This window comes from Chryseobacterium sp. 14P4.3.2 (genome assembly GCF_057799275.1).
The window spans coordinates 290,884-308,394 of record NZ_JBYOKO010000002.1; the positions used below are offsets into that span (position 1 = coordinate 290,884).

The 17,511-nt window shown below is 36.5% G+C and carries 16 protein-coding genes; 2 read left to right on the plus strand and 14 right to left on the minus strand.

Translation table 11 applies throughout. The features are described 5' to 3' along the window. Positions 1-45 precede the first annotated feature (45 nt). The 3 genes from AC27VX_RS04930 to gyrA form a co-directional block, all read right to left on the minus strand. Positions 46-882 carry a 1,4-dihydroxy-2-naphthoyl-CoA synthase gene (locus tag AC27VX_RS04930; RefSeq protein ID WP_236854493.1) on the minus strand — a complete coding sequence of 279 codons (837 nt, stop codon included), beginning with the start codon at positions 880-882 and terminating at the stop codon, positions 46-48. Between the two features lie 443 nt (positions 883-1,325). Beyond that, positions 1,326-2,360 carry a tetratricopeptide repeat protein gene (locus AC27VX_RS04935; RefSeq protein WP_236854494.1) on the minus strand — a complete coding sequence of 345 codons (1,035 nt, stop codon included), beginning with the start codon at positions 2,358-2,360 and terminating at the stop codon, positions 1,326-1,328. Between the two features lie 30 nt (positions 2,361-2,390). Continuing rightward, positions 2,391-4,982, minus strand: a complete 2,592-nt coding sequence (gene gyrA / locus AC27VX_RS04940; protein WP_236854495.1) for a DNA gyrase subunit A — start codon at positions 4,980-4,982, stop codon at positions 2,391-2,393. A gap of 148 nt (positions 4,983-5,130) precedes the next feature. Between gyrA and AC27VX_RS04945 the strand changes: the two genes are divergently transcribed. Next, positions 5,131-5,445: a DUF4286 family protein gene (locus AC27VX_RS04945; RefSeq protein ID WP_236854496.1), complete on the plus strand. Its 315-nt coding sequence runs from the start codon at positions 5,131-5,133 to the stop codon at positions 5,443-5,445. Positions 5,446-5,511: 66 nt separating this feature from the next. Here the strand turns inward: AC27VX_RS04945 and AC27VX_RS04950 are convergent, their stop codons facing one another. The 3 genes from AC27VX_RS04950 to AC27VX_RS04960 form a co-directional block, all read right to left on the minus strand. Continuing rightward, on the minus strand, positions 5,512-5,736 hold the full coding sequence (locus AC27VX_RS04950) for a hypothetical protein (protein ID WP_236854497.1): 225 nt from the start codon (positions 5,734-5,736) through the stop codon (positions 5,512-5,514). A 222-nt stretch (positions 5,737-5,958) separates the two neighbouring features. Beyond that, on the minus strand, positions 5,959-6,450 hold the full coding sequence (locus tag AC27VX_RS04955; RefSeq protein WP_488694178.1) for a GNAT family N-acetyltransferase: 492 nt from the start codon (positions 6,448-6,450) through the stop codon (positions 5,959-5,961). 5 nt (positions 6,451-6,455) lie between these two features. Further along, positions 6,456-6,968 (minus strand): DUF421 domain-containing protein, encoded by a 513-nt coding sequence (locus AC27VX_RS04960; RefSeq protein WP_236854499.1) that lies wholly within the window; start codon positions 6,966-6,968, stop codon positions 6,456-6,458. Positions 6,969-7,161: 193 nt separating this feature from the next. On the opposite strand from AC27VX_RS04960, the gene AC27VX_RS04965 reads away from it, so the two are divergent. Continuing rightward, entirely contained in the window at positions 7,162-7,710 is a 549-nt protein-coding gene (locus AC27VX_RS04965) for a hypothetical protein (RefSeq protein WP_488694180.1), read from the plus strand. Between the two features lie 78 nt (positions 7,711-7,788). Here the strand turns inward: AC27VX_RS04965 and AC27VX_RS04970 are convergent, their stop codons facing one another. The 8 genes from AC27VX_RS04970 to AC27VX_RS05005 all read right to left on the minus strand — a co-directional run bounded on the left by AC27VX_RS04970 (position 7,789) and on the right by AC27VX_RS05005 (position 17,387). Further along, the gene (locus tag AC27VX_RS04970; RefSeq protein WP_410679954.1) at positions 7,789-7,923 is read right to left on the minus strand and encodes a bacteriocin-like protein; all 135 of its coding nucleotides are present in this window, start codon (positions 7,921-7,923) and stop codon (positions 7,789-7,791) included. 119 nt (positions 7,924-8,042) lie between these two features. Further along, positions 8,043-8,447 (minus strand): hypothetical protein, encoded by a 405-nt coding sequence (locus tag AC27VX_RS04975; RefSeq protein ID WP_236854501.1) that lies wholly within the window; start codon positions 8,445-8,447, stop codon positions 8,043-8,045. A 307-nt stretch (positions 8,448-8,754) separates the two neighbouring features. Further along, the gene (locus AC27VX_RS04980) at positions 8,755-9,354 is read right to left on the minus strand and encodes a hypothetical protein (protein WP_236854502.1); all 600 of its coding nucleotides are present in this window, start codon (positions 9,352-9,354) and stop codon (positions 8,755-8,757) included. A 9-nt stretch (positions 9,355-9,363) separates the two neighbouring features. Then, on the minus strand, positions 9,364-12,195 hold the full coding sequence (uvrA, locus tag AC27VX_RS04985; RefSeq protein WP_236854503.1) for an excinuclease ABC subunit UvrA: 2,832 nt from the start codon (positions 12,193-12,195) through the stop codon (positions 9,364-9,366). Positions 12,196-12,506: 311 nt separating this feature from the next. After that, entirely contained in the window at positions 12,507-13,436 is a 930-nt protein-coding gene (locus tag AC27VX_RS04990; RefSeq protein WP_300686749.1) for a YiiG family protein, read from the minus strand. A gap of 29 nt (positions 13,437-13,465) precedes the next feature. Further along, entirely contained in the window at positions 13,466-15,349 is a 1,884-nt protein-coding gene (locus AC27VX_RS04995; protein ID WP_236854505.1) for a type VI secretion system baseplate subunit TssF, read from the minus strand. 23 nt (positions 15,350-15,372) lie between these two features. Then, positions 15,373-15,813: a GPW/gp25 family protein gene (locus AC27VX_RS05000; protein WP_236854506.1), complete on the minus strand. Its 441-nt coding sequence runs from the start codon at positions 15,811-15,813 to the stop codon at positions 15,373-15,375. 161 nt (positions 15,814-15,974) lie between these two features. Beyond that, the gene (locus tag AC27VX_RS05005) at positions 15,975-17,387 is read right to left on the minus strand and encodes an APC family permease (protein WP_488694184.1); all 1,413 of its coding nucleotides are present in this window, start codon (positions 17,385-17,387) and stop codon (positions 15,975-15,977) included. Positions 17,388-17,511: the final 124 nt, after the last annotated feature.

The window sequence follows — 17,511 nt, forward strand, 5'->3', positions numbered from 1 at the left end:
ATTAATAAAGTCATTAATACATTTTACATTGTACTTTTTACAATTTTAAGATATCCATTGATCTTCTCCGAAGTTCGGTTTTCTTTTTTCAAGAAACGCATTTCTTCCTTCCTGAGCTTCTTCCGTCATGTACGCCAAACGGGTTGCTTCTCCCGCAAATACCTGCTGCCCAACCATTCCGTCGTCAGTAAGATTCATTGCAAATTTCAGCATTCTGATAGAAGTTGGAGATTTTGCTAATATTTCCTGAGCCCATTCATAAGCTGTATCTTCTAATTCAGCATGGGGAACTACCTTGTTCACCATTCCCATTTCCAAAGCCTCCTGAGCGGAATAGTTTCTTCCTAGAAAGAATATTTCACGGGCTTTCTTCTGACCTACCATTTTAGCAAGGTAAGCTGATCCGTAACCACCGTCAAAACTTGTAACATCGGCATCTGTCTGCTTGAAAATAGCGTGTTCTTCACTCGCTAAAGTAAGGTCGCAAACAACATGAAGGGAGTGTCCTCCACCAACTGCCCATCCCGGAACCACTGCAATTACTACTTTTGGCATAAAGCGGATCAGACGCTGAACTTCCAGAATATTCAAACGGTGTCTTCCGTCTTCTCCTACATACCCCTGATGTCCTCTAGCCTTCTGGTCTCCTCCACTACAGAAAGCCCAGCCACCGTCTTTAGCGCTTGGCCCTTCTCCTGAAAGCAATACAACCCCTATTGAAGGATCTTCATAGGCGTCATAAAAGGCATCATATAATTCTGAAGTTGTTTTAGGTCTGAAAGCGTTACGTACTTCCGGTCTGTTGAAAGCAATTCTTGCCACTCCGTTAGACTTTTTATAGGTAATATCTTCGTATTCCTTGGCGGTTTTCCACTCGATCATCTTATAAAAATTTTTCTCAAAGATACGGAATTGCAGAGAATTTTTAAGGGTGAAATTTAATGATAAACTCTGCAAAAAGGAGAATTTTTAAAATTTAGTTTTTGAATTAGATACAGGTAATCAGAACTCATTTTATGATCTTTTTTAATAATACCAAATTCTGCATCACTGTTAGGTAAGTACTATTAGCCAATAAATTAACATAAAAAACATCAAATACAAGAGTCGAAAGGAAAAATTGTATAATCAGTGAAGGCTTAGTATTGTTTATTGAAAGAAGTAATTTTTCTGAATGTATGTTATAAGGAGGCGAGGATGAGATCAACTTCATTGGTTCTTTCTAAGCTAATGGATAGATCCTATATTCTATTTTGATTTCAAATAATAACAAAACAAAACCGGGACATTTCTGCCCCGGTTTTTATAGTTGGTTATTAAAACGATTACTTTGCAGCAGCACTTAATTCTGCTTCTTTAGCTTTCATTTCTTTAACTTTATCCATATTTTTAGTTACTACGTAAATTTCTTTTAACGCACTAACTGCATCAATACTCTTTGGATTTGCCTTGTACCATCCTTCAGCATAAGGTAATGCTTTGTTGAATCTTTCTCTTCTCTCATCGATCAATTTGGAAGCTTCATCCGGCTTGTCTTTTCTCAATGCATTGATCTTTGTTACGATTCCTGCATCATCTCCAATGGTAGTGTATACCAGGTTCTGGTAGGCATCAGAGAAATCAGGCTTAAGTTCAATTGCTTTTTTGAATGCTGCTACAGCATCTTCAACAGTAGCTGGAGTTTTAGCCTGCATTACCCCAAGGTTATACCAATTGGTAGCATCGTTCGGGTTTTTTGCTAATTGCTCTTTCAGACCTGAAACAAATTTATCTGTGTTTCCTGACTGAAGGTATGCAGTACTCTGAGCTTCTTTAAGCTTAGCATTATTAGGATATTTAGCTAACCCTTTCTCAATTATCGTAAGAGCTTCATTAGATTTTTTTGCATTAAGAAGTAATGAAGACAGAGTTTCATATAATTCCGGCTCTACACTTTTCGACTGCTCTGTTTTGAAGTCGCTGTAATCGGCATTTTTCTTCATAAGCTCCCAGGTAGCTTTATCTAAGCTCACCACCTGTCCCGTCTTCTTTTCCTTTGCAGTATAAGTAGTTTCTACTCCTGTAAATCCGGAATTGATCAGGTCTGTATATATTTTGATAGATTGGTCACTGTTATTGGCTAACGCATGACTAAGCCCTGCATAATACATATATATTTTATTATCCTGACCGCTAGACTTTAATAGGTCATAAACTTCAACAAACTTAGGTGCTGCCGCTGCGTAATTTTTTGCATTGTAGGCATCCATTGCAGCTTTGTTAGCTTCCTGAAGTTGTGCATTCAAAGCATTGGCATCTTTTTTCTGTCCAAAAGCAAAGGCAGATGCTACGATAGCCATTCCTAAAATCAGTTTCTTCATAATAACTATTTTTATATTTTATTGTACAATTTATTCTTCAGAATCAGAAACCTCATTATCCTCTGCTGGGTTTTCGTTATCAGCCTGAGGTACTGTATTGTTTTCTTGGTTATCAGTTACAGTTTCTCCTTCAACTCCTTCTTCATTCTCTTCAGAATCATCTTCTACATCCTTATCCATTTCTACTTTTGCAATGGCTGCAATTTCGTCATTTTTCTTAAGGTTGATCAGCTTTACTCCCTGTGTATTTCTACCCATCACTCTCATTTCATCCATTCCCATTCTGATGGCAACACCGGACTTATTGATAATCATCAATCCGTCTTCGTCTGTCACATTCTGAATAGCAATCAGATTTCCTGTTTTTTCGGTAATGTTTAGGGTAATAACTCCTTTTCCTCCTCTGTTGGTAATCCTGTAGTCTTCTACTGCAGTTCTCTTCCCGTATCCTTTTTCAGATACTACAAGTACTGTTTCTTTTTCCACATCATTCACAACAATCATACCAATAGCCTCATCATTGTCTTCCATAGCAATACCACGAACCCCGATAGATCCTCTACCTACTTCTCTTACTTTTTCTTCAGGGAAACGGATACATTTACCATTTTTGGTAGCAATCATGATCTGAGAAGTTCCGTTAGTAAGGTAAGCTCCTAATAACTGGTCATTATCTCTGATTTCAATTGCGTTTACACCATTTACTCTTGGTCTTGAATAAGCCTCCAGTGATGTTTTCTTGATCGTACCGTTTTTGGTTACCATCACCACACTCATTTGGTTTACATATTCAGAATCCTTCAGGTTGTTAGTTCTGATATACGCTTTGATCTTATCATCCGGTTCGATGTTGATCAGGTTTTGTACGGCTCTTCCTTTTGATATTTTGGAACCTTCCGGAATTTCAAATACTCTCAGCCAGTAACATCTTCCTTTTTCTGTAAAGAACAGCATATACTGGTGGTTGGTAGCTGAAACAATGTATTCAAGGAAGTCAGCATCTCTGGTTGTCGCCGCTTTATTCCCTACACCTCCTCTACTTTGAATTTTGTATTCTGAAAGGGAAGTTCTCTTAATATATCCTGCATGAGAAATGGTAAGAACTACAGATTCATTAGGAATAATATCTTCAATAGACATTTCTCCTCCTGAATAATCAATTTCAGTTCTTCTTTCGTCTCCGTATTTTTCTTTGATTTCGAGCAATTCTTCTTTAATGATCTGGAATCTTCTTGGCTCGCTGGCTAAGATATCTTCTAAATCAGCAATTTCTTTCATGATGGTATCGTATTCATCTCTGATCTTATCAAGCTCCATCCCTGTAAGACGTGCCAATCTAAGATCAAGAATTGCCTGAGCCTGAATGTCAGAAAGTTCAAATTCCTGAATCAAGCCATCTTTTGCCGCCTGTGGGTTTGCACTGTGACGGATAATTGCAATTGCTTTATCGAGAGAATTCTGAGACCCGATCACTTTCATGAACCCTTCTAAGATATGCGCTCTTTCTCTTGCTTTTTTAAGCTCGAATTTGGTTCTCCTAACGATTACCTCATGTCTGTGCTCTACAAAGTGATGAATAATATCTTTTACATTCAGCTGCTCCGGTCTTCCGTGTACCAATGCAATATTATTTACACTGAAAGAGGTTTGAAGGGCTGTATATTTATAGAGTAAGTTCAGAACAACATTTGGAATCGCGTCATTTTTCAGTTCATATACAACACGAAGTCCTTTTCTGTCTGATTCGTCTCTGATTTCGTGGATGCCAGGGATTTTTTCATCTTTAACAAGTTCTGCTGTTCTGGCAATCATTTCTGCCTTGTTAACCTGATAAGGAACTTCTGTTACAATAATTGCATTTCTGTTTCCAATTTCTTCAAAGTTAACTTTAGCTCTTAAAACCACTCTACCTCTTCCTGTGTGAAATGCATCTCTCACTCCATCATAGCCATAGATAATCCCTCCTGTAGGAAAATCCGGAGCAATAATGTGCTGCATCAGCTCATCAATCGTAATTTCTCTATTATCGATATAAGCACAGATAGCATCCACAGATTCGCGTAAGTTATGCGGTGCCATATTGGTAGCCATCCCTACTGCAATACCTGAAGTACCGTTTACAAGAAGGTTCGGAACCTTGGTAGGCATTACTGTTGGCTCCTGTAAGCTGTCGTCGAAGTTATTCTGAAAATCAACTGTTTCTTTGTCTAAGTCTGAAAGAACCTCATCAGAGATCTTTTTCAATCTTGCCTCGGTGTAACGCATTGCTGCAGGCGGGTCACCATCCATGGAACCAAAGTTCCCCTGTCCGTCTACCTGAGGATAACGTAAGCTCCAGTCCTGAGCCATTCTCACCATCGCGTCATATACAGAGGAGTCTCCGTGCGGGTGATATTTACCCAAAACATCCCCAACAATTCTCGCAGATTTTAAATATTTTCTATTAGAAAAAACCCCTAGTCCATACATACCGTAAAGCACTCTTCTATGAACGGGTTTCAAGCCATCTCTTACATCAGGTAACGCTCTTGAAACGATAACTGACATCGAATAATCGATATAAGATGACTTCATTTCATCAACAATGTTGATAGGAATCAGTCTTTCTCCTTCTTTTTGCATAAACAAATTTTATTATAATGATAGTCAAACCTTTAGCTGAAAGGCTGAAAATTATTTATTTTGATTTTTTATTAATGGGCTAATTTACGAAAAAATTGCCGATTTTTGCGCTAGAATTTATCCACAAAATCTTAAAAATTCTTAAAATATGAGCGTATTAAGTATAACTTTCCACTGCACGAAAAATAATCTGGAAGAATGGGAAAATTATATTGATGAAACACTGGTTTTAATGACCGAAAATCTGATGGATGTCACCAAGTATATGCTTTCTGAAGTTCACAGTGATTATATAGAAGACGGAAAGAATTATAACCTGCTTCTTATCTTTGATAATGATGAGTTGAGAAGTGATTTTATCGAGAGCGAACTGAAAAATATATCTGAACGCATTGAAAGTAAATTCGGACAGGAAGTAATGATCTTCAATACATTTCTGAATCCTAGAAAACAAAGAATGTAAACCGGAATTATCTAAATATAAAATAAACACTGAAATTTTCTCAGTGCTTATTTATTGTACTACATTTTATCTGTGAAATCCGTTATGATGACCTCCACCATGGTGATAATATCCCCCGTGATGTCCACCATAAACATATACTCTCTGTGTATATCTGGGACCATAACCATAGTATCTTGGTCCGTAATATCCATATGCAGGCGTACTTACTCCATAATATCCGTCAGCTGCACAAGATGACAGCATGAATATTAATGTCATGACCATTACAGCCTTAAACAAAGTTTTCATTTTTTTGTCACTTTTAATTCTGTATTAAAGGGATCAATGTTGATGCCAAAGTGCTGTAAAAAAAGGTTTAAATCTTCTATTTTTTTATTGATATCCATTCCTTTTTTTCACTGGCCCGGAGTATCATCTTTTGTCCTTCCTCCTTAGATCTTCTTAGCATTTTTTCTGTCTGATATACGCTGTTATCACAGATAGTATATAACGGGCACAGCAACCGAAGGATTACACTATACTGCTTCTTTTTTCCATCATAACAAGATCTTTCCACTCGCCATTGAGCCTTCCAATTTTCTTACGTACACCCACTATTCTGAAGCCGTTTTTCTGATGGAATTTGATTGAGGTTTCATTTTCGGAAAAAATATTGGTCTGCAATGTCCAGAATCCATGATCTTCACTATCCAAAATCAGCTTTTTAAGCAATACTGAACCTAATCCTTTACCCTGATATTGATTATCAAAATAAATACTCACTTCTGCTACTCCTTTGAACGCTTCTCTTTTGCTTATCGGTTTTAAAGCACACCATCCTACGACATCATTATTTTCGTTTTCCAGCACCCAGCGGCAGTCATGGAAATATTCCATACTCCAGGCTTCGGCAGTTGGAACTTCAATTTCTAAAGTAGCTATACCGCTATCAACTCCCTGCCTGAAAATCTCCAGTACTCTGGGTTCGTCATTGGGAAGCATTTCTCTTAATTCGTAATTCATCGTATTTAATGGTATTTTCTTTTAATTTTTCTTTTAATTCTTGAATAATGGGTCTGTTTACTTTTTTCATCTTCAGAAACCACACTGATATTCCCATCCACTTCCAGAACGGAAAGCTTTACGTTCTGTATCTTTTCAATGCCGTGTTCTCTTATTGCTTCTTCCAGTTCACTCTGGGTAATTTTCACTCTGTTTAAGGCAGCCTGATCTGCTACCCCATCTCTGATAAGGATTACGGGATCATCTTCCATGAATGTCTCAAAGGAACGGTTGGAAAACATAATTCTTTTTAAAATAAAATTAGCAACAAAGAGAACCAGTGCGGCAACAATTCCGCCCTGCAATGAGGTGTCCGGGCCTACCATTGCATTCTGAACCGCATTGGAAATTAACAGCAACAAAACAACATCTCCCGCATTAAGCTGGGAAAGCTGGTTTTTGCCAAATAAACGGATCGCGATCACCATGAAAAGGTAAACACAGAGGGAACGAACAGCTACGTTAAAAATGGAATCCACAATTTTTTTTATCTACTCAAATGTATTAATTTTTTACTATTTTATTGATGTATCAAAGGAAAATGTATTTACAGGCATTGATTGGTCGCTGGCTGCTATTTAATTATTAAAAATGTATGGCATCCAGAGGTAAAATAAATTGTATTTCTATTGGTATGAGATTTGACCATCTTCATAAAATCATAATTTAACAATGAAAAAACAATTATTTTTCTATCTGGGTATTCTTTTATTTTTTGTGGCTTGTGAAAAGAAAAAGTCTGCAGCAGATATTTCTTCTGATAATGCTGTGCGTATGAAAGTCAATGAACTTTATTCAAAATATGGCAATTCTAATGAAGTCATTTACAATCAAACTATTCCGGCTACTTTGTTTTCAAAGGATTTAAAGGAAACATTAGAAAATGCAATACGTGCATCAAAAGCAGATATTGAAAAGGTGAAAAATAGTGATCATTCTGATGAGAAGCCATTAATTTTTGAAGGGGCTATGTTCTCCAGCTTGTATGAAGGATTTACAGCCTATACAATTAAATCCGTCAAAATACAAGATAAAATTGCTGATGCCCAGGTAGAATTTGAGTATAATATGTCGTCACCAAAAGTAACATGGATAGATACGGTACATCTGATCAATACAGAGAAAGGCTGGAAAATAGATAATATCACTTTTGACAAGAAGATGGCTAATTCAGGCGATCTTAAAGCAAGAATGATTGATTTTGTGAAAGGAACACTGTGAAATTTTGCAGCATTTCATAAATGAAACCATCATCATTATAAAAGAGGCTATCTCACTTTTGAGACAGCCTCCTGTTTTTTATGGACACTGAACGATTGGAACTTCGCTGCAAAATACTTTATTTGCCCACTCACAATATGTGCAATATTGTTTTGGCTGTCCACCGTACACTGATTTTAAATCTGACTTAGCCAGTTTCTTTAAATTTTTCATATAGTTTTAATTTTATGGTTGAGTAAAATTAAAACCAATCTGGTTTATTTTTATTACAATTTAATAGTATATTTTTCCATTATTCACACTTTAATGATAAAAAAAATACATTATAAGTACTATCTGTTATTGATCTCTACTGTTACGGGCATTACGTAAGTGTATGCAACCATATTTTCACTCAGACTTTTGCGGTCTACTTTGTAATCAAGTTCGCTTAAAACGGTTTCAATTTCTTTGTTGACGCTTTTGCAGTCTCCTTTAGAATGTACATTGACAATTTTCCCGTTTTTTGCAATATCAAACTTCACTACAGAGTTGACAGTTCCCTGCTGGTATTCCGGATTGGTAAGATCGAAATTAGCCATCAGTTTTCCTCTGATATCATTAAAAGTTTCGTTCTTATTCAATTGAATTTCCTCAATGGTATTATGATCCGAAGTCTGTGCTTTGGTTGTGTTCATTACAACAGCAAATCCACAAACAAACAATGAAGCAATCAATAGCTGTATTTTATTTCTCATAACAATCTGGTTTTTAATATTATACTAATCCTATTTTGGATCTCTTAACCAAAGTTATTAAAAATAATTCATATTAAATTCACTTTCAGTTAATATTGAGTTAACATTAGCCCATAATCAACTGATTATAAATAAGATAAAATATTAAAATAATTGAAAAATTAATATTGGCAATCCAATAATAATACAAATTGTAGGGAATTAACTATTTTTACCGGCTTCAATTAACACTTAAGAAATGATCTGGACAAAAAAAGAATCTGCTTTCGCAAATTCTTTTATGTGACTTGTTATATATTCAGGCGGATTATTGTCCTTTGATTATTCTTCTTGTTTCAAGTTCATCAATGATAAACTGCGCATCACTTTCTGTAATATATTTACTTTCATAAAGCCAGTGAATCCTTGCGATCTGTGTGTGGACAGGAATCAGATTGTCTACTCTGTAATATTCTTTCAAATAATAGTCTTTTCTATTCTTTCTGATTTCGACAATAAAGGCATCAACTTCTTCCATTTCTTTTTTTGAATATGAGAAATTAATTGGTTTTGCTGCTGCGAGACTTTTGGAACTTACCGTCTTGAATTCATTATTACACAATGCGGTTACAATAAATGCAGGCAAGAGAGCAATAATGAAAACTACCATTCCTGCTGACATGGAAAGATGATAGCTCATATTAATCACAATAGTGAGCAATATTGAATTCATCGCGACAGATAAGGTGATTAATAAAAGTACCCAATCTTTTGATTTTCTAAATACTGTTTCATCATCATAGATCTCTGAAAAATGGACTTTATATTCATGCAGCTCTTTTATAAAACTGTTCTTTACAAAGACTCCATCTTCCTTAATTTCGAAATAACACGCATTTCTTCCATTCTTTTGCAACAGCGTTTTCATATAAAATCTTTATTCCAGTTCCCTCTTCAAAAACTTTCCGGTTAAACTTTTCTTAGACTTTACAATTTCTTCGGGAGTTCCCTGTGCTACGATCTGCCCTCCATACTTTCCTCCTTCCGGTCCAACGTCAATAATATGGTCTGCAAGCTTAATGACATCCATATTGTGTTCAATGATAATGAATGAGTTTCCTAGTTCCACCAATTTATTAATGGCTTCCATCAGGATTTTCACATCTTCGAAATGAAGTCCAGTAGTTGGCTCATCAAGAATATAAAGGGTATTTCCGGTTTGTCTTTTTGCCAGTTCAGTTGCTAACTTGATACGCTGCGCTTCACCTCCCGAAAGGGTTGTGGACTGCTGTCCTAAGGTAATATATCCTAATCCTACATCCTGTAATGTTTTTACTTTTGCAAAAATCTTAGGGATGGGCTGGAAGAAATCAACGGCTTCATCAATCGTCATATCCAGAACATCAGAGATTGATTTTCCTTTATAACGAACCTCAAGGGTTTCTCTGTTGAAACGTTTCCCGTTGCAGGTCTCACAGTGAACATATACATCCGGAAGGAAGTTCATTTCAATCACTTTCAATCCTCCACCCTGACAGGTTTCACATCTTCCTCCTTTTACATTGAAAGAGAATCTTCCCGGCTTGTAACCACGGATTTTACTTTCCGGCAGTTCTGCAAAAAGGTTTCTGATGTCTGTAAACATCCCGGTGTATGTTGCCGGGTTGGAACGTGGCGTTCTACCGATCGGTGTCTGGTCAACATCTACAATTTTATCAATATTATCCAGACCTTCAATTTTTTTATAAGGTAAAGGTTCCTGAACTGCTCTATAGAAGTGTTTATTAAGGATCGGATATAAAGTTCCGTTGATCAGAGAAGATTTTCCACTTCCTGAAATTCCGGTTACCACCACCAGTTTTCCCAGCGGAACATCCAGCGTTACATTTTTAAGGTTATTTCCTGTAGCTCCTTTTAGTACTATATTTTTACCGCTTCCTACTCTTCTTTCTGCAGGAATTTCAATTTTTCTTTTCCCATTGATATACTGAGCAGTAATAGTATCTGCATTCAATAAATCTTTTGGTTTTCCCTGCCACAATATCTCTCCGCCAAATTTTCCGGCTCTCGGACCAATATCAAGCACCTCATCGGCTTCCAGAATCATGTCTTTATCATGTTCTACTACCAATACAGAGTTTCCGATGTCTCTAAGGTTTTTCAAAGAATGAATAAGCCTTTCGTTATCTCTCTGGTGAAGTCCGATACTCGGTTCATCAAGGATATACAATACATTGACCAGCTGAGATCCAATCTGAGTTGCCAGACGGATTCTTTGTGACTCTCCTCCTGAAAGGGTCTTGGAGCTTCTGCTCAAACTAAGATAATCTAAACCAACATCCAGCAGGAACTGAAGTCTGGTCTCTATTTCTTTCAAAATCTCGTGGGCAATGATTTTGTTTTTCTCAGAGAATTTATCTTTAACGTCAGCCAGCCAGTCTTTTAAATCTGCTAAGCTTAATCCATTTACCTCAGCAATATTCTTTCCGTCTATTTTAAAACTTAAGCTTGAAGGCTGAAGGCGGGTTCCTCCACATTCCGGGCAGGTTTCTTCTGTTGTAAAGTGTCTTTCCAGTAAAATTGCTTCATAAGATTCTCTTTCATCGATCATTTCTTCCATGAAAGCAATCAGACCATCAAAACTGATCTTTATTTTCTTAGTGATCCCTGCGTATTTCAGGTCTTTATTAAATTCTTTGTGACATCCGTTATAGATATAGTCCAGTGCTTCTTCCGGAATATCCTTCAATGGAGTTGTTAATCCCAGCCCGAAGATCTCCAGAATATTTTTTATCTGTGACAGAATCCATTTATTGGATTTAATATCTTCTAATGGTAGTAAACCACCCTGGTTAATTGATAGTTTTGGATTATCAACGAAATAGTCGGTATTGATTTTTTTGATCGTTCCCAGTCCTTTACAGTTCGGGCAGCTTCCTTTAGGTGAATTGAACGAGAATGTATTGGGTTCAGGTAACGCCAAAGAGTGTCCTGTTTCTGCATCCATCAGGTTTTTGGAGAAGTATTCAATAGCAGTGCTTCCCAGTTTCTGAATTCCAATAATCCCTTCACCCATTTCCATTGCTGTACGCAATGATTTTTCCATTCTGCTCTCAGACGCATTTTCCCCGATAATCCAACGATCGATTACAATATCAATATCGTGGGTTTTATAACGGTCAAGTTTCAGGTCATATTCAATATCCTGTAATTCGCCATCAATTCTTGCCTGTCCATAGCCTTTTTTAGCCATCTGTACAAAAAGTTCATGGTAATGTCCCTTTCTAGATCGTACTACAGGTGCCATCAGCATGATTTTTTCTCCTTTGTAGTTTTCTTTGATCGTCTCCAGAATCTGATCTTCAGTATAGCTTACCAGCTTCTGTCCTGTAGTTAAGGAGTAAGCATCAGAAACTCTAGCATATAACAGACGCAGATAATCATACAATTCTGTAACGGTACCTACAGTGGAACGGGGATTTTTATTGGTTGTTTTCTGCTCAATGGCAATAACGGGAGAAAGTCCCTCAATTTTATCTACATCAGGACGCTCCAAACCACCTAAAAACTGACGTGCATAAGCAGAGAAGGTTTCTATATACCGACGCTGGCCTTCTGCAAAAATAGTATCAAAAGCCAGTGAAGATTTTCCACTTCCTGAAAGACCGGTGATAACAACCAATTCATTGCGTGGAATTTTAACATTAATATTTTTCAGATTGTGTTCACGTGCTCCGTAAACTTCTATATATTCAGTTGATTTGCTCATAATTTGGAGGGATTTTGCCTGAAAATCACAACGTGCAAAATTACGGAATTTTATGGAATTTTTTTTATTATAAGGGATAGAAAATTATTATAATCAGACTTTCCTTTTACCAGATACTAATAAGAACGTCTTGATATTCATTTCTATTGAATTTCTTTTTTGTATGAAGAATTAATGACCTACAAATTATTAAGTTTAGTCTTCAGCCTACTCCTAATAAATCTCTTTTAAAAATTGATTACAAAAAATGCCGTATTTCTACGGCATCCTTATCTTATAAACCAATTCTTGGTTTTCTTTAAAAATAAAAGTTATTTTACAAAAGTGTTGTATGCACTAAGCACTGATTCATATGAAGAATCAATCTGCTGGAGATCAATATCCGGGATTTTACCTGCTTCTTTTGAATCTCTTATTAATTTTCTGTATTTATCTAAAAAGCCTGAAGCTGTTTTATTAAAAGTTTCAAACTGAGACTTTTTATAAGAATACTGCTGATCTTTAACATTAAAATTCATTTTTGAATTGGCTTCGACCAGTTTTGCAAATTCATCATATTTTTTCTGGGCCTCTGCTTCATTAAACTTTCCTGTATATTGTTTGCCTAAAAGATCAACTACAGAATCCAGTGAATTCATTACATTTTTGGAAGACATAATATATTCTTTCATCGGATGATCCTTTAAAATAACCTCTTCAGCCACATCAGTAGCAGGCTTGATCCTGGCCATTACATTTTCACCTGAAGTATACAAAGCGTCAGCATCGGCTTCAATTTCTTTTTTGATTGCTTCTGCCTTAGCTCCTTTATCATCTTTATAATCTTCAGAATTCATATATGACTTAAGCTCTTCTATTTTTTTCTCTATATTTTCTTTTTTAGCCTTATAGATATTAAAATCAGCTTCAATGGCAGCCTTATCTTTCCCAAAACCTGACGGAACTTCTTTAATTCTGGAGAGAGTATAATCCATTGTTGTGGTCATTAGAGGTAATACCATAAACTTCGCGTCTTTGGATTTGGCTACTACATCATCCGCATATTTTAAGAATCTTTCCAAGCTTTTAGTTGTGTTTTTATAAGAATCCACAAAGTTATTATTAAAGTCAATAATTGCATTGGCATCTGATTCTCCTCCTAGATTTAAAATGGTATTACCCATTTTATCAGCTCCTTTTTTGCAACTTACAACACTAGTTGTCAAAGATATAGCCATAGCCAATATCATAATCTTTTTCATATTTTATTCATTTAAGTTTTGGTGTTCAATTATGCATCCTGAAATTCAATATCTTCATTGCTTATTCTTACAATATACTCAATCCCATCTATCGCTTTGGCAATAATCTGGTTTCTGAGGATATTGGACATATTTTCCCAGTATGCTCTTCCATAGAAAGAATAATTCTGTGGGACGATCTCCACCTCAACGGTTCTTACAAAACCTTCTTTGGGTCTGTTACTGATCATAGTTCCTCTTCTTACTCTTACTTCTCTCAGCTCGTCTTTCAGAATCATCCGACAGTAATTTTTGACATCTTCAAGGGAAATGATCTTATCTCTTGTTGTCAAAGCATATTTATAGGCCTGTATACTGTCTGTACCTTTTTGTTCTTCGGCTCCTCCTAATGTTTCTGTAAGCAGTATAACGGTCTGTGATTTCAACTGATTGGAGAGTTCTGTTCCGGGGCGCATATGATTGGCCAGGGTACAATGGGTTACCCAAAAAGCAGCATAGGTGTGATCTGTTTTTTCTACAGGTTCCATGATCACATAGTTCAGTTCCTGTCTGATATTTCTTTTTGCATTATTTACTTTTTGCACCATAGATTTCATCTTGTCAGACATTTCGCTAAGAACTCCTTTTACATTATCTCTGTTTAAAAGGGAAAATGCGGCAATCTCATCTCTGGTAAGCTCCAGAACATTAGCAATCATATCTACAGCATTTCTATTGGTGAATCGCTCCATCCCTCCTTTCCTTACTGTATACAATCCTTTTTTAAGATCATCTGCCGGCGTGAATGGAATTTCACTATACTTTCTTCCATCACCGTCCTGAACTTCATCTACGTAAAGAAAATGCTCGCCTTCGTCTGTGACCAAAGGAATATTATTCCCCATAATATCCAGACTGTATTCTGTTTTCTTCCAACCTCTGTTGTAGATTGGGAAAGCATTCAGAACGAAAGAGAAGTTATCCAGTATTTCGGCGGAAAACTGAGGCGGAAACTCAAAAGTAAGCCACAGGTATTGTTTATTTTCTAAATATTTTACAATTTCTTCTTTATCTGTAAGGAAATCCAGGTTCTGCGGCAGTTGTCCGGGCTCAGAAAAAAGACTGTTAGAAATTCCTGTAATCTCAATGAATTTATGGCGATAGATGCTTTTAATATCTTCAATGACCTTATTTCTGATAGACTGTTCTTTAAACATCTGCTCATAGCCGTCTGCAGGGCTTTCTGTAAGGTAGCTAAGCCCTTCTCTTACAAATAAAGGGTTTCCGTTGCTGGAAACATTAATATAAGGCAGCAGCTTATATACAAAATCAAGATGCTCAAAAGCAGGATTGGAACAAAATATACTCAAATATTTAGGAAATTTTTCGCTTACATATTTGCTCACATCTACTCCAATTGTAATTTTTCTGTAATCTTCAGGTCTTCCCTGAAATCTTGCAATAGGAATTTTGTTGAATCTGTCATCAATGCTATAGCACGTATTTCCTACAAACATGATAGAAGTGTGCACTTTGTTAATTCTTACATTCCCTACCGGAGTAAAAGGAATATTAAGTTGTTTATCCGATTCTGATTTTACAGTAGAAGTCATCTGCTTACGAAAGAAAAATTCCGTATGCTCCAATAAAATTTCGGAAGACTCATAAGGCTGCGTAAAAGCAACAGAATGGGCTGGTATAGGATGGGTATATATAGACGGAGTAAGGAGTTTTGCCAGTTTCTCCAGAATCCTGGCATTCACCGTTTGTATTTCGTTATTCGCTTTAAAAACTTCCGTGCTGAATGCGTCTATCAATAATTTTACAAAAGGGTCTAAAGACTGCGGGCTTTTCAGTCCCCATACTTTAGTTGCATTCTGAAGCATTCTGGCTTTTACAGATTCTTTGGAATAAATATTCTGATCTAAATTCATATTTTTTCTGTGTGTTAAAAATATTAATCAATAGACATAGGACTCAGGAACAATTCTGTTGAAAAGCTGAAGCGTTCTCCTGTTTCCTCCATCTTTGCATTGATGGCAATTCTTACTTTCTTTTTGATTTCGGTGTGTTCTTTGGTATCGTAGCTGTGTTCTACAAATTGGATGTGAGCATCTATGTGCGGACTGACGATTCGGGGCTCATATTCCTGAATCTGTCTTTTAAGGCTTTTTACAAAAACATTTTCCCAGATAGCACTTGTCACTCCATTATCGAATTCCAGGTTCCAAACATCGTTTCCATAGTTTTCATCATACCTGTTCTCTCCCTTTTTGGTGGTGATCAGCAGCATAATATTGTGAGCAATACTCTCTCCCATATCGCAGGTATCGATACTTCCGCCCTCGGTCATTAAAGTAGACGGCACGAAAGGCATTCTGTAATTTGGTGTATCCATAATGTATTAATTTTTCTTCATGGTCCCGTTTACTTAAAAACGAGATACCAAAATACACATTTTCACTAAATAATTATCAAAATACATTGAAATATTATTCAAAACAAAGGCTCTCAAACCAAATTGAAAGCCCTTATGATGAGTATCTATTCTTACATAGTTTAGCTGTCTACCTTTTTCCGGTTAATAAAATAGTATACGGGAAGGCCCAGTAAAACTAATACAAACCCCGGCCATGTATATTGCTGCTTATAAATTAAAAGTAAGATACAGAAACACGTTCCGATGACTAGATAAATGATAGGTGTCATTGGGTAAAGCCATGTTTTATAAGGTCTCTCCAGGTTAGGTTGTTTCATTCTTAAATACATAACGCCAAAAACTGTAATCATATAAAAAAGGACGATAACAAAGGATATCATATCCAGCAGGTTTCCGTATTGTCCACTCAGGCATAAGATAGAAGCCCAGACCCCCTGCATCCATAAAGCATTTTGCGGCACTTCATTTTTGTTATTTTTTACTGCTGACTGAAAAAACATTCCATCTCTGGCCATGGTCTGAAAAACTCTAGCTCCTGCTAAAATCAGTCCGTTATTACATCCAAATGTAGACACCATAACCAATAATGCTATGATAATTGTCCCTGCACTTCCGAAAATGTTCTGTGATGCGGCAACGGCAACCCTGTCATTGATGGCAAAAGCAATTCCGTTTCTATCCAGTGCGTTAAGGTATACAAAATTCACTGCTATGTAAAGAGTCATTACGGCAGAAGTACCGTATATCATTGATTTCACTACATTTCTCTTTGGGTTGTCAATTTCCCCTGAAACAAAAGTTACACTTTCCCAGGCTACGGAACTGAAAACAGAACCTACCATAGCTGCTGCAATGCCTCCCAACAAGGTCATTCCGCTGATAGGCTGCCATCCTTCTTTAAGAAAGTTACCACTCACATCTTTTTTAAGGTTACTAAAGGAATCCGTTCCCAGACTAAAATTTTCAGACATATGTGAAAAATCAACCATTATAAAGCCCAGTGCTATAAGACCTAATAATGCTATGATTTTAGAGGCTGTAAATATATTCTGAAGGATTTTTCCACTCTGTACTCCTCTCGTATTAATATAGGTAAGGAGAAGAATTACAGCAATAGCCAGAATCTGGATCCAGGTAATTTTAAATTCACCACTTTGGAATATAGGTGCGGCATCGTTAAGTGATGGAATAATATAGGCGGTAAACTTTCCAAAAGCCATTGCCACTGCGGCAATAGTACCCGTTTGTATTACGGTAAACAGTCCCCAGCCATAAAGGAAACCCATTCTTTTGCCAAAGATCTCTTTCAGGTATGTATATTGGCCGCCGGCTTTCGGAAACAGGGCAGAAAGTTCTCCATAGCTTATGGCTGCGGCTACCGTCATCACCCCTGTAATTACCCATACGGCAATCAGCCAGAATCCGGATCCCAGATTCCTCATCATGTCAGCACTTACAATAAAGATCCCACTTCCGATCATAGACCCCATTACAAGCATAATGGCATCCCATAGTTTCAGTTTTTTTTGCATAGTCAAGTATAGGGCTCAAATATAAACAAATCTGCTTTTCATTTTGAATTTTATTGAAATTTCCTTAAAACACCTGTTTTTTATCATTTATTATTCGGTTATGATTCGATTTTAATTAGTATTT